A 19,451-nucleotide genomic window follows, 5' to 3' on the forward strand; every position below is an offset into this window, starting at 1 on the left:
TTGCGATCGTAACTGCAATGACACTAGCACCGAATTGCTGCGTCTGCTAGATGGCGATAGCTACATCCACATACCTAGTGGTCGTTAACTGAAGACCGCCATCACTGCGTGAGTGCGAAGAACTCCACTGCGCGCCAATAATTCTTCTACTCAACCGTCCAGTATTGGATTACGTGGCGCACGTTATAGTGATTCTATCGCTCGATCTGCCGCACTCCGGCATGCCGCGGCATTGTTGACGATCAGCTGCGGCGCGAATATCAAAACTCTAAGCCCGCCCGGTACCGAGTATGTACCGGCGGACTGCGGGCATTCGGATCGAGATGCCGGATCTATCGAGCTTGTGCCGGGATGACTCGAAACGGGAGTTCGAGGGCGGAGCGGTCGCAGGCCAGGGCCAGGTCGGTGGCGGTCAGCAGGCCGGTGAGCCGTCCGGCGCCGTCGACGACGACGGCGATCGCATCGAGGTTGGGGCGCAGCACAACTCGCGACGCCACGGTGGCGAGGAGGTCATCGGGCATGAGCAGCGGCGGGCCGGATTGTCATAGACGCGCTTGCTGTGCCTCGGAAACCCTTGCGGTATCGGACGGTTCACCGTTCGGCTGTACTGCGAGGCCGCGGGCGAGTGCAGCGACCGCATCGGAGAGCACCTGGATCCGTTGCGCGATATCGGCCGCCGCCACGACGGCCTCGGAGGGAGCCTGGATATCCCAGACTGTCTCGCCGAATTCGGCGCCGAGCAGCACGCTGCGCAGATGCGCGGGAATCTGCGCGAGCACATGGTCGAGCTGGCCGGGGGAGAAGAGTTCGGCGAATGCGTCGGTCACCAGTGCGCACTGCACCGACGCAGCAGCGATGGAGACCCCTGCCTCCCTGGCGAATTGCGTGAGGAAGGAGGGTACGTCGTGCGGAACGGGGACATGGCCGGGCATCCAACCCTCGTAGAAGGTGCCACGAAACAGCTCCGGCAGCTGGGCGCTCAGGTGTGCGGCGGCGTGGACGCCGAGCCGGTCGCGCAGCGTGTGCAGCCAGGCGCGCACCGCGCGGTGCGCGAACATCCGGTCCTCGGTCTCGAGTCGGCCGGCGATGACGGCCAGCCAGGTGTGTGCGGTGTGTACCGCCGGGGCGAAGGGATCGGTGTGCTGGCTCATGTCGGCGTGCCCTTCCGGGTGGGTCGGTATGGAATGGTGCTGGGGGCAGCCGCAGTGCCTCGGCAATGGATTCCGCCCACTCGGCGATGGCGGTCCAGTCACGCAGCTCGCCGTAGCGCGGGCCGCCCATGAGGCGGAACATCGTGCGGGCCCGAGGCCGACCTGGCCGGGACCATGGTCATCGAGTGCATGGCCGATAGCCTCAGGAGGCGACCGCAGCCGGATGGCGGAGACTGTGGAGCGCGGTGGCGAGCAGGCGATGTGTCTCGGCGGCAATGGGTTCGAGCTCGGATCGGGCAAGGGTGCGGACCATGACGGTCGGGTCTGCCGCCTCCACCAGAACCCCGATGTCGTCGGTGCGCAGCACCACGGTGCACGGCAGCAGCAAGCCGGCTTCCCGATTCGCGGCAAGTGCCCGCGCCGCCAGCTGCGGGTGGCAGACGCCCAGGACGAGATAGTCCTCGATGTGCTCGCCGGCCTGCTCGCGCAGCACCGCCTGCATATCCGTCTCGGTGAGAACACGGAATCCGGCCTGCCGCAATACATTCAGCGTCAGTGCGATGGCCTCGCCGAACGGTGCGTCGATGTGGACGGCGATCGCGGGGGACGGCGCGACGGGAATGGTGATCTCGGTGATGAGCTGGCGGGGATTGCTCACCTCGTCCGGCCCGACCAGATACGCCTCGGTCGGCGGTCCGATCGCTCGGCATCCCGCCGCGGACAACCATTCCCGCAGCGCACGATAGGCAGCGTCGAGGTCCTGATAGCTGCCGCGATGGCAGGTGCGCGCCACCAGCATCGGAGGCTGAATGACCAGTCGCGCACCGGAACTCGGGCCGAGAGCGGGGGCAGGCTCGATAGGGAGCCCGAAATCCACCGTGACGCCGTCGGCGGCGGCCAATTCGTGATGGAATGTGATGGAAGGCGCACCGCTGGCGGTGAGGCCGGCAACCCGCGCGATATCGGACAGGGTGAGCATTCCGTTGACGATGCCTTCGCTCAGAAGGTCCGGGCGGATCTCGAGCGGTAGGCGCACAACGGTCTGCGGCGCTGTTTCGCACAGTGCCACCTGGTATTCCATGAAATTCCTCCCTTCAGAGGTTGTGACTCCAGGATGTCCGTGGATGGTTGCCCGGCCCCAGAGGCAAAAGTCCCGCTCCGGAAGGTAGAAGCGCAGTGACCTCCGCCGGTCGCGACGGAGGAGAGTCCGACAGGGGACCTTCGGCCCTGTCGGGCGCGTCGGGCGGATGATGACATGGAAATCAACGTCTGCCGTCAGGCATCGAACGGAAAGGGGTTCTCATGTGCGGAGAATCAGGTGCCGTGGCGTGAGCAGATTCCCGACGGACGGCTTCGCGGCGCGCACCGCGATCGACCTGCAACGTGCTGAAGCGCTACGCCTGCTGGCGAGTGTCTCCTTCGGGCGGGTCGTCTTCACCCGCGATGCCCTGCCGGCTATTCGACCCGTGAATCACCTGGTTGACGACAACGAGATAATCATCGTGCGCACGCAGTTGACCTCACGGCTCACCTCGGTCGTGCGCGCTGATTCGAACGTGGTGGTGGCCTATGAGGCCGACGATATCGATCCGATCCGGCATGTGGGCTGGTCGGTGGTGGTCACAGGCATTGCCCGCACCGTCACCGATCCCATCCGCGTCGCGCGCTACGAGAGGCTGCTGCGACCGTGGGTGGACGGAGCCATGGACACCGTTGTCGCCATCGAACCCACTCTGGTCACCGGGGTGCGGTTGATGGAGGCGAACAGCAAGTCGGCGTGAGGATTACGGCTCCATGCGCAAAGGTGGATCGTCCGCCCCGGGCATTGGCCGGTGCGGGATCGGCATCGCCCGATGCGGAACAGGCGGTTCAGGCAAATGAGGTCTTTCGACCCTGCTGCCGAGAGCGCGTGCACAGCAGGCTTTGCCGGGTGACGAACATGCTGGCCATGGAAGGCCCGGTCCGGATGACGCGCTGCGAGAGCTCGTCCAGCCGGACGGTGGATCGGTTGTGCACAGAGTTCGGTAGTCAGGTCACACGAGCGCAGGTAGCCCACGTTATCGAGGGGTGCCTGCGTGATCTGGCCGGAACTCCGCCCGGTGCGATGCCGGAATTGAGCGAGCGACTGGCTCGGCAGCGACTATCGGTAGCCGCAGCGACGATGACTCATGATTGACGCCCGCTATCTGAAAGCCCTGTCTGCGCGGCCGGTGCACGGCCCCGATCGCCCTCCGCTCCGAACTTGATGTATCGTGCTGCGCGCCTCTGTATCCGATGACCGGGGCTGCGGGGCCGAATGACATCGACAGCGGGCTGCGTCCGGAAGAACCAGTGCTTCGCGGTCTCGGCCAGGGCGAGATAGCACACGATCATGAGCAGCAGTGCGAGGAAGAACGCGCCCGGCAGCGGCTGGAATCCGAGCGCGTGCGCGAGCGGGGTGGACGGCAGCACCGCGCCGATCAGCACCGCGGCCAGACCGGCGAGCAGTAGGGGCACGCTCGGGCGGCTCCGGAAGAACGGGGTGCGCCGGGTGCGGATGACGAACAGCACCAGCGTCTGCGTGGCCAGCGATTCGACGAACCAGCCGGAGTGGAACAGGGATTCGCCGGAATGGAACACCCACAGCATCACGCCGAAGGTCGCGAAATCGAACAGCGAACTGATCGGCCCGAAGACGAGCATGAACCGCTGGATCAGATGAATATCCCAGCGGGACGGGCGCAGCAGCTGTTCCGGATCGACATTGTCGGTCGGAATGGCGAGCTGGCTGGAGTCGTAGAGCAGATTGTTGAGCAGGATCTGCGAGGGCAGCATGGGCAGGAAGGGCAGGAATGCCGAGGCGGCCGCGGCGCTGAACATATTGCCGAAATTGCTGGAGGTGCCCATCAATACGTACTTCATCGTATTGGCGAATACGCGCCGCCCCTGCATGACGCCGTCGGCGAGCACCATCAGGTCCTTCTCCAGCAGCACCACATCCGCGGCGTCCTTGGCCACATCGGTCGCCGAGTCCACCGAAATGCCGACATCGGCGGCGTGCAGGGCAAGCGCATCGTTGACGCCGTCGCCGAGGAAGGCGACATCGACGCCGAGCGCGCGCTGCGCGCGCACGATTCTCGCCTTCTGCTCCGGATCGATGCGCGCGAAAATCGTTGTGGCGGGCAGGCAGTCGGACAGCTGGGCATCGCTGAGGTGCTCGAGCTCGGTGCCGGTCAACGCGTCCCCGGCCGGTAGTCCGAGCTCCGCGCAGACGCGTGCCGCCACTGCCGGGTTGTCACCGGTGATCACCTTGACCGCGATCCCGAGTGAGGCGAGGCGGGTAAGGGCTTCGCGCGCAGAGTCTTTGGGCGGATCGAGGAACATCAGAAATCCGCGCAATCGCAGCCGCTGCTCATCGGCGAACTCGAGCGAGCGCTGACCCGCAGCGGGGCGGGTCGCGACCGCGACAACGCGGTGGCCCGCGGCGAATTCGGCCTCGAGCGCTGTCCGGGCGGCCTCGGGCACGTCGTCGCAGCATGCCAATACGGCTTCGGGCGCACCCTTGGTGATGAGCGTGCGCACGCCGTCGTGATCGTCGACGAGCACCGACACCAGGCGGCGGCGATGATCGAACGGCAACGTGGCGACGCGCGAATACCGGCCGGCCACGGTCTGCAGCGTGCCCGGGGACTGCCACAGCGCCGTATCCAGGGAGTCGCCGCCCGCGATCCGGCCGTCGTGGATGTCCGCGTCCGTGCACACCAGCCCCAGCAGGGCGGGCTCATCGCCGGCCGCGCCGTTCTGATCGATCGCCCGCATGAATTCGATGCGGCCTTCGGTGAGGGTGCCGGTCTTATCGGTGAACAGCACCTCGATATCGCCCAGGTCCTCGATGCACACCAGGCGTTTCACGAGCACCTTCTGCTGCGCCAGTAGCCGCGAACCGGCCGCCAGGCTGGTCGAGACCACCGCGGGCAGCAGCTGCGGGGATATACCCACCGCGATCGCCAGCGAGAACATGAGCGCGTCCAGGATCGGGCGGTGCAGCGCGAGGTTCACCGCGAAGATCCCGACGGTCAGCACCGCCGCGACCCGCACCAGCAGCATGGAGAACTGCCGCAACCCGACCTGGAATTCGGTTTCAGGCGGGCGTTTGCCCAATCCCAGTGCGATCCGGCCGAATTGGGTGCTGCCGCCGGTCGACACCACCACCGCGCGGGCGCGCCCGGCACTGACCACCGTCCCCATCAGGGCACAGCAGGTCAGGTCTGCGGTGGGACTGGCGGCCGCGACCGGCTCGGTGGATTTCTCCACCGCGTTGGCCTCACCGGTCAGCACCGATTCATCACACTGCAGACCGGTGACCGCGAGCAGCCGCAGATCTGCCGGTACCAGTTCACCGGCTCCCAGTTCGACGATATCGCCGGGCACCAGCTCGACCAGGTCGACCGACTGCGCCTTGCCGTCCCGGATCACCACCACCCGGTGCACCAGCCGCTCGTGCAGCGCTTCCGCCGCCCGTTCGGCCCGGTACTCGTTGAACACCCCTAGCCCCACCGATACCGCGACGATGACCCCGATGACGATCGCATCGGTGCGCTCGCCGAGGAAGAAGGACACCGTCGCGGTCACCGCCAGCAGCAGTAGCAGCGGAGAACGCAACTGCCGCAACACCACCGGACCGAGCCGGGCACGATGCGATCGGACCGCATTCGGCCCGATCCGGCGCAGTCGCTGCGCACTCTCCGCTGTGCTCAAACCGGTTTCGCCGACGTGCAATTCGGCAAGCACCTCCGCCACAGGCATCGAACTCGCCGCCGCGACGCTGAGTGGGCTCGGCGCTTGCTGCTGCGCCGCGCGGGACACGGGCTTGCCGAGGTGAATCATGCGACGTCTGATTCCGCTGGTACCACGGTGAGGCCATCGCGAAATATGCCCTCGGCCAGCACGCGCCGATAATGGCGCATGTGGTCGCGGGCCATCCGGTGTATATCGCATCGCTCCAGCGCAGCGGCGCGCCGCCGGGCCAGGTTGTCCACGACGGCCTCGCCATAGGCGGGCGGCGGAAGAGGAACCCATGGAGGGGCGATCAGACCGATTCGCATCATTGCTTCCTTCATGACGATCGGACGGTTCGAGGCACGCTTCAAGCAGACCGCATGACGACGTTTCCCCTATAGGGGCGTTCGTAACCGGCCATCGCCGCTGTGTGGACGTATTCCCTACCGAATCCTCTTGCGGAGAGCGTAATTTTCACTTTCGGGCCGATGATTGCGCCTGTCCCAGCCGAGATGTCCGGAATCGGGCCGATCTGAGGCCGATGGTCGTGCGAAACAGTTGATTTCGACCCTGGCGGTGCGCGGCGGCGGGCGGCGAGGGTGAAGTATGACAAGGATCTCGAAAGACGCAGTCCCCGAAGCCGGGTCGGTCACCGAATTGCGTGTGTCGGCAGGGCGGCACGTATCGGCGGCCGGCGCCGAATATGCCCGGGAAAAAGTCGGCCACGCCTTGGATTACGCGTCCGAACCGGTGCTGTCGGCGCGGGTGCGACTCACTGGACACCGGGACCCGGCTGCAGTGAATCCCTTTGTCGCGCAGGTGAATGTCAATATGTCCGGGCGCGCGGTGCGAGTGCAGGCCGCAGGCGTTTCGACGCGCGAGGCGATCGATCTGGTCGCGGCTCGAGTAAAGGCGCGGCTGGAACGGCTGGCGCGGCATTGGGAGGCGGTACGGGGCGGCCGGGGCGAGGTGACCGCGCATGAATGGCGGCACGGCGGCGCGGCGCGGCAGCGGTTGCCGTTCTTCCCTCGCGGCGCAGAGGACCGTCAGGTGGTGCGCCGCAAGGCGTATGCGCTGGCAACGGAGACGTGCGACGAGGCGGCCTTCGACCTCGAACTGATGGATTACGAATTCCAGCTGTTCACCGAATCCGGCAGCGGCATCGACAGCGTGCTGTATCGACGTGATGGCGGGGGTTACCGCCTCGCACAGATCGATCCGCGCCCGGACGAGGTGGCCCGGGGTGCGACCGCGTTCACGATCAGTCCGACGCCGGCGCCGACACTGGAGCTCGACGGGGTGATCGCACGACTCGAGCTGACCGGATGGCCGTTCGTATTCTTCCGGGACCGCGCGCTCGATCGCGGCAGCGTGCTGTACCACCGCTATGACGGACACTACGGAATGATCACTCCGGCCGCGTAACACGAAGCGCAGACCGGATGCCGACCCATAGGCATCCGGTCTGCGCTGTGCGCAACGATCAGACTTGGCCGAGTTCGGCCGCAATGCCTTTCGCCCACGCGTGAATGCGATCGCGATCGCGGAAGTCCCCGGACCGATTCTTCGCCATCGACGCGGCGGGGAAGCCCCGCGCGGTGGGCTCCAGGCGGCCGCCGAAAATCGTGAGGCTTCGGGCCCGGACACGGTCCGCGATCTTGTGGACGGCCTTGGCGCCGAAGACGTTTCCGCCTTCCGGTCGATCGGCCGTATTGTCGAGCGGGCCGCTGGCGAACAACCAGGTGGGCCGGTCGGCGAGCTGTCGCGCCGAACGCCGCGCCAAGCGCCGGGCATCGCGGTGCCAGCGACCGGAGTACAGCGCGCCACCCAGGACAACCGCGCGGTACCCCTCCAGCGAACGCACTTCGTTCGCGGGCTTCACCTCGACCGCAATATTCGACTCCCGCAGAGATTCGCCTATCCACTCGGCGATTTCGGCGGTTCCGCCGCGTGTGGATCCAAATGCCACCAGAACCGGTTCCTGGGTCATCACAGCCTCCTTGATTGTTGATTCATCGGACCGCACTCCGAATGCTGTTGGCGCTCACGTCCGTTTCACGGCGCGATGAAGCGATGCAGGATGCCGACGTTGTCCGGCTCGGGCGGGGGGAGGTGGGTGTCGTCGAAATCCGCGGTGAGTTCGTGGTGGACGTAGACCACGCCGGGCACGTCCGCAGTCAGCCGCGTGATGATGTCGATCATGCTCTGCCGCTCTACTTTTCCCTGTAGTGAGACGATTCCCTCGGTCACCTCGACCGAGACGTCCGCCGGAGGCACGCACATGGCTCGGGTGAGGATGTCGGCGCGAATTTCCGTGGCCAGATCGGCGTCCGAGCGCCGGTGGATCGAAAGCACGTCCTTGCGGCTCACAATGCCGACGAGCTTGCCGTCCGCATCGACGACCGGGAGTTGTTTGACGCCGTGCCGGGCCAGCAGCGCGGCGGCGGTACTCAGGCGGTCGGTGGCCTGCACCGTGACCACCGGGGTGGTCATCAGTTCGGAGGCAGTCCGGGCCAGGAGACGGCGGGTAATCGCCTTGCGGTGCAGCCGCCGCCGGACCGGACCCGGTCCGGTCCCGCCGGCCTGCGCGTGCCGGAGCATCAGATCGGCCTCGGTGACCATGCCGGTGACCCGGCCCGCCACGTCCAGAACGGGTACGCCGCTGATGTGGTTCGCGGCGAGGAGGCGGACGATCTCGTGGAACTGTGCGTGTCTGCGCACGGTCACCACCTCAGGTGTCATGACATCGGCGACATGCGGTTGCCTCATGACGAAACTCCGGTTTCTACAAGCGGTTCCAGCGGTACAGCGCCGATTCGGATGATTCGGCGATCGGGCGCTCGGTGTCGAGCACGGTGGCTTCCGGCCAGGGCGACGCGGCAGCCGCCATGGCGTCGGCGATTGTCGGAGTCGCATCCGAATCGCCGGGCGCGCGATTGCGCAGGCGGGTGGCGGCCAGTTGCGGGGGACAGCCGCAGTGCAGCTCGATGAGTTCGGTGTGCGTCTGCCGGGCCAGCAGCCGGGCCTGTTCGCGGTAGCCGGAATCGAGCCAGCTGGCATCGAGTATCACCGATACGCCGTACTCGAGGCGATCTCGGGCATGACCCAGGAGCTGCTCGTAGACAAGGGCTTTGGCGTCGGGGTGATACGCGCCCTCGCCGTAGGTGCCGCTTCCGCCGACGACCGCACCGGACCGGCGCATGACGGCGCGCAGGGTATCGCTCGAAATGACCTCGGCCCCGGTGCGAGTGGCCAATTGCGCTGCCACCGTCGACTTTCCGGTGCCGGGCAGGCCGCCGATCAGCACCAGGCGGATTGCCGCGCTGCTGAGGTGCGCGTCCGCGATCTCGAGATGTCGGCGTGCGTGTGCGGCCGCATCCGGGTCGCCCTCGGCGCAGCGAATGCGGTCGGTCTTGGCGCGCACCATGGCCCGGTAGGCGATGTAGTGGTGCCGCAGGGCGGCGGGCGGTGCGTCGGCCATGGCGAGCAGGTAAGTGTCGAGGAATTCCTCCGCAAGCGCTGGTACGCCGAGGAATTCGAGGTCCATCGCCAGGAACGCGGCATCGTCGAGGCAGTCGACATGGCGCAGTTCGTCGTCGAAATCCAGGCAGTCCAGAATTCGGAAGCCCTCCGGTAGCGCGAAGATGTCTTCGGCGATCAGATCTCCGTGACCGTCGACAATGCGCCCCTCGGCGATTCGGGCGGCCAGCAGTGGTGTGCGCCCGTCGATGAACCGCAGCGCCAGTTGCCGCACGCGGGCGAGCTGCTGCTGGTCGATCGCACCGGGAGGCTGTGCGGCCAGACTGCGCAGCAGTGCGTGCCAGCGGCGCCGGAGCATTGCGGGCCGGCCGGCCCGGTCGATATCCGCGCCCCGCAGTGCCGTGTGATGGAATCGGGCCAGTTCGGCTGCCAGCTCCGGCAATTCGACCGAGGTGACGGTCCCCGCCGCGATCTGCGCGGACAGCCGGGCCGAGTCCGGCATGCGCCGCATGACCACGATCGGTTCGCTCGGACCGCCCATGGGGTCGGTGAGATGGCTCAGACCCAGGTAGACGTCCGGGGCGAGGCGGCGGTTCAATTCGAGCTCCCGGCGGCAGGCGTGCTCCCTGGCCTCGAACGTCCCGAAATCGAGGAAGTCGGTGACGACCGGCTTCTTGGCCTTGTAGGCCCGATCCCCGCACAGCAGGACGACGCCGGTATGCGTTTCGCGCACCTGGGCATAGGTCTCGTTCGTCATTGCGGTACAGCCGACGTCGCGGTGCGCAACAGTGCGGTGGCGGCCTCGGCCCGGTCCGGAATGACCAGCACCGGACAGGGCGCATGACAGACCAGTTCGTGGGTGATTCGGCCCAGCCGCTCCGGCCGGTCCCTATCGGCCTCGTGACCGACGACGACGAGTTGCGCTGCGGCACTGCATTGCTCGATGGCTGCCACCGCATTGCCCACCATGGTCACCAGGCTTACCGGTACGTCCGGGAACCGGCGCTGACAGTTCAGGATCTGCGCGTCGGGGACCACCGGCGCTGCGGTGTACCAGTCCTCCGGCGACGACGACCACGGCCGCCCCTGCCACACCCGCGCCACGATCACATCGACACCCCGGTCCTGCGCGGCCCGGAAGGCCGCCAGCAGTGCGGGTCCCGCGGTATGCCGGTCGGACACCACTGCCAGGACCGCCCCGTCGTCCACGGTGCAGGGGCGCACCAGCGCGACCGGACAGTGCGCATCACGGGTCACGGCCAGTGCGGTCGAGCCGAGAACCATATGTTGGAAGAAGCCGATATCGGAGGACCCGAGCACCAGCAGGCCGGCGGATTCGGACATCTCGACCAGTACCTGCTCCGGTTGCCCACGCACGACCGAGGTTTCGATGCTCAGTAGGTTGGCGGCCGCATCGACCGGCTGCCGGGCCTGTATCACCCAGCGCGCGTTCTCCAGCGTCCCGGCTGCGTTGCGATACCGGGCGCCGCCGAGCCGGAAAGCCGGCCTATCGATCGCGGGAACCACCTGAACCAGCCGGAGCGGCAGCTGCCGTGCCGTGGCCTCGGCGGCAGCCCATTCCGCGGCCCGCAGGGCTGCCCGGGAATCGTCGATACCCACCACGACGGCGGGTGTCCGGTCGGTCCTGCCACCCCGGTTTCCGTCGGCGGTGTTCGGTGCTTTCGAGTCCATGACACCAGGTTCCGTCGCAGCGCGGGACCGGACTAGGGGCAGCCTGCACGAGGTGAAGGGACCAAAGCCCTTCCCGCAAATGGCTTGCCGCCTCTCGCGGCTGCTCCAGGCTCCGGGGGAGAGTTAGCGGTATGTCGATCGTGACGTTGACCATGAACCCGGCGATCGATATCGCCACCGCGACCGCGCAGGTCCGACCGACCGATAAACTGCGCTGTGCCGCACCGCGATTCGATCCGGGTGGGGGTGGAATCAATGTGGCGCGCACCATCGCGATGCTCGGTGAACCGGTGACGGCCGTTTTTCCCGTCGGCGGGCCCGAAGGCGTGCTGCTCGAGCAGTTGGTCCGTGACGCCGGGGTGCCGATGCATACGGTGCCGGTGGAGGCCTCGACCAGGCAGAGCTTTGCCGTGACCGACGAATCCGCCGATGCGCAATACCGATTCGTATTTCCGGGACCGCGACTCACCGCGCCGGAAGCGCATCGCTGTCTGGCCGCGGTGGAGCGTGCGGTGAGCGACGCTCGCCTGGTGGTGGCCAGCGGCAGTCTGCCACCGGGTGTTTCGGTGGATTTCTATCAGCGCCTGGCCGATCTACTCGCCGATCTGGACGTGCCCTTGGTGCTGGACACCTCGGGCGAGCCGCTGCGGTCGGTACGCAAGGGTGTGTATCTGCTCAAACCGAGTGTGCGTGAGCTCGCCGACTATACCGGGCATCCACTGCGCGATCGGGCCGCCCAGCTCACCGCCGCCCGCGGGTTGGTCACCGCCGGCGTGACGCAGGTGGTCGTGCTGTCGCTGGGTGAGGAGGGCGCACTGCTGGTGACGAGGGACGGCGAACAGTGGTTCGAGCCGATGGACGTCACCGTCCGCAGCGGTATCGGCGCCGGCGATGCGATGGTGGCCGGAATCGGAGTCGGTGTGCTGCGCGAGTATTCCCTCGCCGATGCCGTTCACCTGGGCATTACCGCCGCAACGGCGGCGCTGGGCACTCCCGGAACCCGGCCGGGCCATCCGGCTCGGGTTGCCGAATTGCTCCACACTGTCATGCCGGAGCGGTCCGCCATCACGCTGTGAAGCGTTCGGCGGACCGCTGTGCTCCCGCGAAGCAGCAGTGACGTGAGCCGTGGCTACTGCGAATCAGGCTGCGCAGTATGCAGTTTCGAGGCGAAGACGGCAGCCTGGGTGCGGCGTTCCATGCCGAGCTTGGCCAGCAGTCTGGAGACGTAGTTCTTGACCGTCTTCTCAGCCAGGAACATTCGTTCGGCGATCTGCCGGTTGGTCAGGCCTTCGCCCAGCAGATCCAGGAGTTTGCGCTCCTGTTCGGTGAGTCCGGCCAGTGGGCCGTCGGGCTGGGTGCTGGCCCGCAGTCGCTGCATGAGCGCGGCGGCTGCGCGGTTGTCCAGCAGTGAGCGGCCGGCGCCGATCTCCTTGATGGCCTTGGCCAGTTCCATACCCTTGATGTCCTTGACCACGTATCCGCTGGCGCCGGCCAGAATGGCGTCCATCATGGCCTGCTCATCGGTGAACGAGGTGAGGATGAGGCAGCGCAGATCGTCCAGGCGTGAGAGCAGTTCCCGGCACAGTTCGATGCCATTGCCGTCGGGCAGGCGCACATCGAGTACCGCGACATCGGGACGAAGAGCGGGAATCCGGGCCAGTGCCTGGGCCACATCCCCCGCCTCGCCCACGACGGTGAGTTCGGGATCGCCCTCCAGCAGGTCGACCAGACCCCGCCGGACGATCTCGTGGTCGTCGACGAGAAATACCTTGATCATGGCCGCGTCCGTTCTGACAGAGGATGTGGTACTCAACATATCCCCTTCAGCACGGCCGCAGGCACGGCCGAAAGTCCCTAATCGCCGCCGAAAGTGATCTTGTGTCAGCGCAGCTGCTCCGGCTCGATGATTTCGAGAATGTCCGGCAGCGGGCGGCGCGGGGTGGCCGCGGGCGGTGGTGCGGTGTCGGGACGGGTGCCCGCCCGGACCAGGACCTGCGGCACCACGCGCCCGCCGACGAGGTCGCGGACGATGGCCCGGCCGTGCGGCAGTTCGGTCATATTGGTGAGCGGACAGGTCGCATAGCCGGCCGCGGTGCATTCGAGCAGCACCGTGGAGAGCGCTTCGCCGCAGCGCACCAGCTCTTCGGGGGTATCAGCGGTAGTGGACAGCACCAGGATCGATGATCGGTCGTCAGCCACCTCGGTGCGCCGGGAATCTCCGGAGACGGTCGGCAGGGTGCGGCCGACCGACACTCGCTCCCGTTCCTCCCGGGAGATCAATGCGCTTGCCGGAATGCCCTCCGCGGCATGGGAATGCCCTGCCCACCACTGCAATTCGGCCTGATATGCCGCATCGTAGCGGCGCAGCGAGGCGGTGATCAGGGAGGCGTGCGCCAGCGCCGCGCGGGCGGTATCGGGCAGTACGGTCAGCACCGCGTCGTCCGGATCCACGACCGTCCGCAGCACGGTCTCGAAATCCTGCCAGCCGACCGGCGTTTCGAAGGGCAGTCGGTCGGTGCGGCGGCGCTCGATCGCGGCGGCTCGATCGCGGTCCGCGTCGGTCACAATGTGGGCCGGAAGGAAGCGCACGGTGGCCAGATGGTCGCGCTGCGTCGGATTGGGGAAGTAGGCCACCTGTGCGCGCCAGCCCGCCGCGGCCAGTGCGGCGCGCAAATGCCCGAGCGCGACTCCGCAGCTGATCAACAATTGGCGGCCGGAGGTGTCGGTGGACGGCAGCAGCCGGGTTCGATCCGAGTGCAGGCGCAGCACGGTGCCGTCGAACACCCAGTGCCACGGCTGGCTGTTGTGCAGCGAGGGGGCGCGCCCGGCCAGCCGGACCGCCCGCTCGATCGTTTCGCCCGTGGGTACTTGGCTCATACGCTCACGCTAGGTCGCGGCTCCCGGCCGAACAGGGGTCCTTGGTCCTCGAATGCCTTGCCCTCCGGCCCGAGTTGAGCATCGTGAACGGGAGGACCTGTGACTCTTTCGCGATCCGGCCGTTCGGTACACGCTGGAGACGTGAGCGACGGGAAAACCATGGGGCCGCTGATCGATTCGCGGCACCACGATGCGGTGATCTTCGATATGGACGGGGTGGTGACCAAGAGCGCGTCCATCCATGCGGCCGCCTGGACCGAGCTGTTCGACGCTTTCCTGTCACAGCGATCCGCGGCACCGGGGGAGGATCGCTCACCCTTCACCCCCGGCGACTACCTGCGGTACGTCGACGGCAAACCCCGATACCGCGGCGTAACGGATTTCCTTGCCGCACGGGGTATCTCGCTAACCGAGGGTGACCCTTCCGACGCGGATGACGCCGTCACCGTGTGCGGTCTGGGCAATCGGAAGGACCATCTGTTCCTGGCGCGCATCGCCCGCGACGGTGTGCCGGCTTTCGATTCGACGGTCGCCCTGATCCGCGAGCTGCAGGCCGCGGGACTGGGCGCCGCCGTGTTCTCGGCCAGCAGGAACTGCGCCGAGGTGCTTCGTGCCGCCGGGATCGGCGACCTGTTCCGGGTTCGAGTGGACGGTCTGGTCGCGGAGGAGCTCGGTCTGGCGGGTAAGCCCGATCCGGCCATGCTGCTGGAGGCTGCCCGGAGATTGGGCGCGGAACCATCGCGGACCGTCGTGGTCGAGGACGCCGAGGCCGGGGTCGCGGCGGGTCGAGCCGGCGGATTCGGGCTGGTGATCGGTGTGAATCGCGCCGATCACGCCGCCCGGCTGAGCGAAGGCGGAGCCGATATCGTGGTCGGCGATCTCGCCGAGGTGTCGCTGCGCACCGGATTCCGGCGGATGTCCGAGGTGCCCGACGCGATGGCGTCCTGGTCCGCCCTCGGTGATCTGCTCGACACCGAAAAGACCGCGGTGCTTCTGGATTTCGACGGCACCCTCTCGGAAATCGTCCCCGATCCGGCCGCCGCGACTCTGGTGGACGGCGCGGCGGAGGTGCTGACGCGGCTCGCGACGCGGTGCCCGGTGGCGATCATCAGCGGTCGCGAATTGGCTGATCTGCGTGAGCATGTGGGCATTACGGGGATCTGGTACGCGGGCTGCCACGGCTTCGAATTGCTGGCCCCCGACGGAACCTCCTACCTGCACGATGCGGCGCCCCGAGCGGAGCGAGCGCTCGCCGAATCCGCCGAAGAGCTGCACCGGACCCTGTCCGGCATCACCGGAATCAGGGTGGAACACAAGCGATTCGCCGTCGCCATCCACTACCGGCAGGTCGCGGCGAATCAGGTCGCGACGGTGTTCTCCGCCGTGCACGCCCTGGCCCGGCGAGCCGGTCTGCGGGTGACCGGCGGCCGCAGCGTGCTCGAACTGCGCCCGGATATGGACTGGGACAAGGGAACTGCGCTGCGCTGGATCCTGGATCACCTCACCGTGCCGGTGCTGCCGATCTATATCGGCGACGATTTCACCGATGAGGACGCCTTCGACGCGGTCGAAACGGACGGCCTGGGAATCGTCGTATGCCATGACGAAGACGGCGATCGACGCACCGCCGCCCGCTACGCCCTGTCCGCACCCACCCGGGTCCGGGAGTTCCTCGAGGGCCTGGACGGCCTGTTGCGCACCGAAACCGATACGGCCGCTTCAGATTCCTGGCTGCTCACCTTCGACGGTTACGACCCGGCCCGCGAACGACTGCGTGAGGCGCTGTGCACCGTCGGCAACGGCTACCTCGCCACCCGCGGCGCCGCCCCGGAATCGCGTGCGGGTGAGCGCCACTATCCGGGCACCTATGTCGCCGGCATCTACAACCGGCTCTACGACGAGGTCGCCGGGCATACGGTGGACAACGAGAGTCTGGTGAATCTGCCCAATTGGCTGCCGGTGACCTTCCGCATCGCCGACGGCGACTGGTTCGATATCGATGCCGTCGAACTGCTCGAATATCAGCAGCAATTGGACCTGAGCCGGGCAGTGCTGCTGCGGCGCTTCCGATTCCGCGACGCGGCCGGGAACATTACCGCGGTGCGCCAGCGGCGCTTCGCGGCCATGCACGCCCCGCACCTGTGTGCGCTGGAGACCACCATCACGGCCGAGAACTGGTCCGGCACAGTGACGGTCCGTTCGGCAATCGACGGCGACGTCCGCAATTCGCTGGTCGCTCGATACCGCGCACTGTCCGATCGGCATCTGGCACAGCCGTCCGGTCGTCTGCTGTCGCCGGATTCGGTGCTACTGACCGCGCGAACCAATCAGTCGCAGATTCCGCTGGCCGTCGCGGCGCGCAGCACGCTGAACCGCGGCGGGTTGCCGGTCACCGCTGCCACGGAGCCCGTCGACGGGGACGGACTGATCGGCCGGGACCACACCGTCGTGATGAGGGCCGGCGGCAGTCTCACCCTGGAGAAGATCGTCGCCGTCGTCACCGGTCGCGATCATGCCGTGGCAGCCCCAGACGAGGCGGCGATCCGATATCTGGATACCGCACCGGGATTCACGGAGCTGCTCGCGGGCCACACCGCCGCGTGGGAGCACCTGTGGGATCGGCTGCGCATCGATATCGACGGCGGCGGCCACTCGGTACGGATCCTGCGACTGCACCTGCTGCATCTGGTGCAGACCCTCTCACCGCATACCGCCGACCTGGACGTCGGCGTCCCGGCCCGCGGTCTGCACGGTGAGGCCTATCGCGGGCATGTCTTCTGGGACGAGCTGTTCGTCTTCCCGGTCCTCACTCCGCGCTTCCCGGCTGTCACCCGTGGTCTGCTGCACTATCGGTATCGGCGGCTGCCCGAGGCGCGCCGCCTGGCCGCGCTGGCCGGGCACGAAGGGGCGCTGTTCCCGTGGCAATCCGGGAGCGACGGTCGCGAGGAGAGCCAGCGGATGCACCTGAATCCGCTGTCGGGGCACTGGCATCCCGATGCCAGTGGGCGTGCCCTGCACGTCGGCAGTGCCATCGGCTACAACGTCTGGCAGTACTACCAGGTCACCGGCGATATCGAATTCCTCACCGACTACGGCGCGGAACTGCTGGTGGAGATCGCTCGCTGCTGGGCAAGCACCGCCGAATACGACGCCCGTGACGATCGCTTCCATCTGCGCGGGGTCATCGGACCGGACGAATTCCATTCCGGTAACCCCGATGCGCCGGAGGGGGGCGTCGACGACAACGCGTACATGAATGTGACCGCGGTGTGGGTCATTCTGCGCGCCCTCGACGCTCTCGACCGGCTCACCCCGCGCGCTCGGGCGGGGCTCCTGGAATCGCTGGGCGTATCGGCATCGGAACCGGCGCACTGGGAGGCGGTCAGCCGCCGCATGTACGTGCCGTTCCACGACGGTGTGATCAGCCAATTCGACGGTTACGATCAACTGGCCGAACTGAATTGGGCGGACTATCGGGAGCGCTACGGAGACATCCAGCGCCTGGACCGCATCCTCGAGTCCGAGGGCGATGACATCAACAGGTACCGGGCGGCCAAACAGGCCGATGTGCTGATGCTGTTCTACCTGTTCTCGGCCGACGAATTGCGGGAGGTGCTGGGCCGGCTCGGCTATGAGCTGCCCGGCGAGATGATCCCGCGCACCATCGAGTACTACCTGGTCCGCACCTCGCACGGCTCCACGCTCAGCGCGCTCGTGCACGCGTGGGTATTGGCCCGCGCGAACTGTGGCCAGGCGCTGGAGTTCTTCCATCGGGTACTGGAATCCGATATCGCCGATATCCAGGGTGGCACCACGGAGGAGGGAATTCACCTGGGCGCCATGGCGGGAAGCGTCGATCTGGTGCAACGCTGCTTCTCCGGCCTGGAAATGCGTTCGGACCGTTTGATTCTCAATCCGCTGTGCCCGGATGCGCTGGGCCCGCTGTCCTTCCCGATCAGCTATCGCGGGCACCGGCTGACCGTGCTGATCCGCGCGGACGAGGTCGAGGTGCGTGCGGACCCGGGCTCCGCCGCGCCGATCGAAATCGATTGCGGCAGTGTGACGGAGCTGCTGTCGGCTGGATCGACAGTCCGCATATCGTTGCCCCCGAGATAGACCTGCGGGGACCGTTGGGAACGCAGGCGACCGACGCCCCAGCGCAGCAGGCCGACGGCGACAGCCAGATATTCGACGAAGGCCAGGTACACCAGGATCTCGCCGTACAACGCCGCCCAGTTCGACAGCCAGACCAGCCCGCCGGGGACGGCCACGATCATGAGCGCGCCGAGCAGCACCGCAAGGGCCGCGACGGGATCTGTCGTCACAGAAGTTCTCATGGTTGACAGCGTCGTTCGGACACCGGCGGGGCAGCAGAGTCGATATTCCCGATCGGCTCGGGACGAACGGCCATTTTCGGCCCGAAACACGCCTTCGGGACGAGCCGGAGTTCTTTCGGCCCCTGGACCCGGTGACCATTGCCAGCAGCCGCAGACCCGATGTGATTCATACCGTTGATATGGCTGCCCGATCAGGCGCCGAAGACAGACGATCCAGGGAGGTCGCGATGACACAGCAGGAATACGGCGATCCGCATCGACTGGCCGCTGCGGCAGTCGTCGTCGGTGTGGACGGATCGCCGGGCTCGAATCTCGCCCTGCGCTGGGCTGCCGGGTACGCCGCCGAGCATCGGCGTGCACTGCACATCGTGCACGGGCTCAACCTGGTGGCCGCCAGTTCTGTGGTCGGTCCCTACCAGGTCATCTCACCTCGGGTCATCGACGGCGTTCGCGCGCAAGGCCGGGCGATCGTCACGCGCGCCGAGCACACCGCCCACCTGCTCGAGCCCGAACTGCGGATCTCGGTGCACATGTCGGCCGACACTGCGACCAGCCTGTTGCTCGAACGCAGCAAGACCGCTTTCGCCGTGGTGCTGGGTGCCACCGGTCAGACCGGAACCGTCGGACATCTGGGATCGACACTGCTCGCGGTGACTTCGCATGCCGAGGGCGCCGTCATCGTGGTGCGCCCGGATTCCGATGCGGACGAGACCGTTCATATCTCCGGTCCCGTGGTGGTCGGCGTGGACGGCAGCGCGGTCAGTGACGCCGCGATCGGCGCGGCCTTCGCCGAGGCCGCCGAGCGCGGCGTCGAACTGATCGCCGCGCACACGTGGAGCGACTGGACTTTCGGCACCTTCGCCGGTGAGGCGTCCGAGCTGTCGCTGGACGAAATGCAGAACGTCGAGGAGATCGTCCTGTCCGAACGCTTGGCCGGATGGCAGGAGAAGTACCCGGAGGTTCATATCGGCCGGCGGGTGTATTTCTCCGAACCGGCTCGGCACCTGCAGGAGTGGTCGAAGACCGCGCAGCTGCTGGTGGTCGGCAATCGTGGCCGCGGCGGCTTTCTGGGTCTGCTGCTCGGCTCGACCGCGCACACGCTCGTTCAGCATGCCCACTGCCCCGTCATGGTCGTCCACCCCACCCGATAGTCGAG

General features: G+C 67.0%; 16 protein-coding genes. 5 read left to right on the forward strand and 11 right to left on the reverse strand.

What is annotated here, in order from left to right; genetic code table 11:
- Positions 1 to 332 precede the first annotated feature (332 nt).
- The 3 genes from ABZX86_RS39095 to ABZX86_RS39105 form a co-directional block, all read right to left on the reverse strand.
- Positions 333 to 521 (reverse strand): hypothetical protein, encoded by a 189-nt coding sequence (locus ABZX86_RS39095; RefSeq protein ID WP_355131324.1) that lies wholly within the window; start codon positions 519 to 521, stop codon positions 333 to 335.
- 21 nt (positions 522 to 542) lie between these two features.
- On the reverse strand, positions 543 to 1,151 hold the full coding sequence (locus ABZX86_RS39100; RefSeq protein WP_355131326.1) for a DUF2267 domain-containing protein: 609 nt from the start codon (positions 1,149 to 1,151) through the stop codon (positions 543 to 545).
- A 202-nt stretch (positions 1,152 to 1,353) separates the two neighbouring features.
- Positions 1,354 to 2,232, reverse strand: a complete 879-nt coding sequence (locus tag ABZX86_RS39105; RefSeq protein ID WP_355131328.1) for a DUF302 domain-containing protein — start codon at positions 2,230 to 2,232, stop codon at positions 1,354 to 1,356.
- A 247-nt stretch (positions 2,233 to 2,479) separates the two neighbouring features.
- Between ABZX86_RS39105 and ABZX86_RS39110 the strand changes: the two genes are divergently transcribed.
- Positions 2,480 to 2,932 carry a pyridoxamine 5'-phosphate oxidase family protein gene (locus ABZX86_RS39110; protein WP_355131330.1) on the forward strand — a complete coding sequence of 151 codons (453 nt, stop codon included), beginning with the start codon at positions 2,480 to 2,482 and terminating at the stop codon, positions 2,930 to 2,932.
- A 385-nt stretch (positions 2,933 to 3,317) separates the two neighbouring features.
- Here the strand turns inward: ABZX86_RS39110 and mgtA are convergent, their stop codons facing one another.
- Together mgtA and ABZX86_RS39120 are read right to left on the reverse strand one after the other, a co-directional pair.
- Positions 3,318 to 6,017 carry a magnesium-translocating P-type ATPase gene (mgtA, locus tag ABZX86_RS39115; RefSeq protein WP_355131332.1) on the reverse strand — a complete coding sequence of 900 codons (2,700 nt, stop codon included), beginning with the start codon at positions 6,015 to 6,017 and terminating at the stop codon, positions 3,318 to 3,320.
- Positions 6,014 to 6,250 (reverse strand): hypothetical protein, encoded by a 237-nt coding sequence (locus tag ABZX86_RS39120; protein WP_355131334.1) that lies wholly within the window; start codon positions 6,248 to 6,250, stop codon positions 6,014 to 6,016. Before ABZX86_RS39120 ends, mgtA begins: the two co-directional genes overlap by 4 nt.
- A gap of 265 nt (positions 6,251 to 6,515) precedes the next feature.
- Between ABZX86_RS39120 and ABZX86_RS39125 the strand changes: the two genes are divergently transcribed.
- Complete coding sequence (locus ABZX86_RS39125; RefSeq protein ID WP_355131336.1) at positions 6,516 to 7,334, forward strand: sigma 54 modulation/S30EA ribosomal C-terminal domain-containing protein; 819 nt, start codon at positions 6,516 to 6,518, stop codon at positions 7,332 to 7,334.
- A gap of 58 nt (positions 7,335 to 7,392) precedes the next feature.
- On the opposite strand, the gene ABZX86_RS39130 is transcribed toward ABZX86_RS39125, so the two are convergent.
- The 4 genes from ABZX86_RS39130 to ABZX86_RS39145 all read right to left on the reverse strand — a co-directional run bounded on the left by ABZX86_RS39130 (position 7,393) and on the right by ABZX86_RS39145 (position 11,081).
- The gene (locus tag ABZX86_RS39130) at positions 7,393 to 7,899 is read right to left on the reverse strand and encodes a flavodoxin domain-containing protein (RefSeq protein WP_355131338.1); all 507 of its coding nucleotides are present in this window, start codon (positions 7,897 to 7,899) and stop codon (positions 7,393 to 7,395) included.
- A gap of 65 nt (positions 7,900 to 7,964) precedes the next feature.
- Positions 7,965 to 8,678: a CBS domain-containing protein gene (locus ABZX86_RS39135; RefSeq protein WP_355131340.1), complete on the reverse strand. Its 714-nt coding sequence runs from the start codon at positions 8,676 to 8,678 to the stop codon at positions 7,965 to 7,967.
- Between the two features lie 16 nt (positions 8,679 to 8,694).
- Complete coding sequence (locus ABZX86_RS39140) at positions 8,695 to 10,146, reverse strand: AAA family ATPase (RefSeq protein ID WP_355131342.1); 1,452 nt, start codon at positions 10,144 to 10,146, stop codon at positions 8,695 to 8,697.
- Positions 10,143 to 11,081 (reverse strand): universal stress protein, encoded by a 939-nt coding sequence (locus tag ABZX86_RS39145; protein WP_355131344.1) that lies wholly within the window; start codon positions 11,079 to 11,081, stop codon positions 10,143 to 10,145. Before ABZX86_RS39145 ends, ABZX86_RS39140 begins: the two co-directional genes overlap by 4 nt.
- Before the next feature lie 131 nt (positions 11,082 to 11,212).
- On the opposite strand from ABZX86_RS39145, the gene ABZX86_RS39150 reads away from it, so the two are divergent.
- Entirely contained in the window at positions 11,213 to 12,157 is a 945-nt protein-coding gene (locus ABZX86_RS39150; protein ID WP_355131346.1) for a 1-phosphofructokinase family hexose kinase, read from the forward strand.
- A 53-nt stretch (positions 12,158 to 12,210) separates the two neighbouring features.
- Here ABZX86_RS39150 and ABZX86_RS39155 read toward each other — a convergent pair whose 3' ends face one another.
- Together ABZX86_RS39155 and ABZX86_RS39160 are read right to left on the reverse strand one after the other, a co-directional pair.
- Positions 12,211 to 12,858 (reverse strand): response regulator transcription factor, encoded by a 648-nt coding sequence (locus ABZX86_RS39155; RefSeq protein ID WP_355131348.1) that lies wholly within the window; start codon positions 12,856 to 12,858, stop codon positions 12,211 to 12,213.
- A 104-nt stretch (positions 12,859 to 12,962) separates the two neighbouring features.
- Positions 12,963 to 13,958, reverse strand: coding sequence for an NAD(P)H nitroreductase (locus tag ABZX86_RS39160; RefSeq protein WP_355131350.1), 996 nt, complete (start codon positions 13,956 to 13,958; stop codon positions 12,963 to 12,965).
- Between the two features lie 159 nt (positions 13,959 to 14,117).
- Here ABZX86_RS39160 and otsB point away from each other — a divergent pair, with 159 nt between their 5' ends.
- Together otsB and ABZX86_RS39170 are read left to right on the forward strand one after the other, a co-directional pair.
- Positions 14,118 to 18,074 (forward strand): trehalose-phosphatase, encoded by a 3,957-nt coding sequence (gene otsB / locus ABZX86_RS39165; RefSeq protein WP_355131384.1) that lies wholly within the window; start codon positions 14,118 to 14,120, stop codon positions 18,072 to 18,074.
- Positions 18,075 to 18,522: 448 nt separating this feature from the next.
- The gene (locus ABZX86_RS39170; protein ID WP_355131352.1) at positions 18,523 to 19,446 is read left to right on the forward strand and encodes a universal stress protein; all 924 of its coding nucleotides are present in this window, start codon (positions 18,523 to 18,525) and stop codon (positions 19,444 to 19,446) included.
- Positions 19,447 to 19,451: the final 5 nt, after the last annotated feature.

Origin of the sequence: Nocardia sp. NPDC006630 (assembly GCF_040611495.1) — a bacterium.
Classification (GTDB): Bacteria; Actinomycetota; Actinomycetes; order Mycobacteriales; family Mycobacteriaceae; genus Nocardia.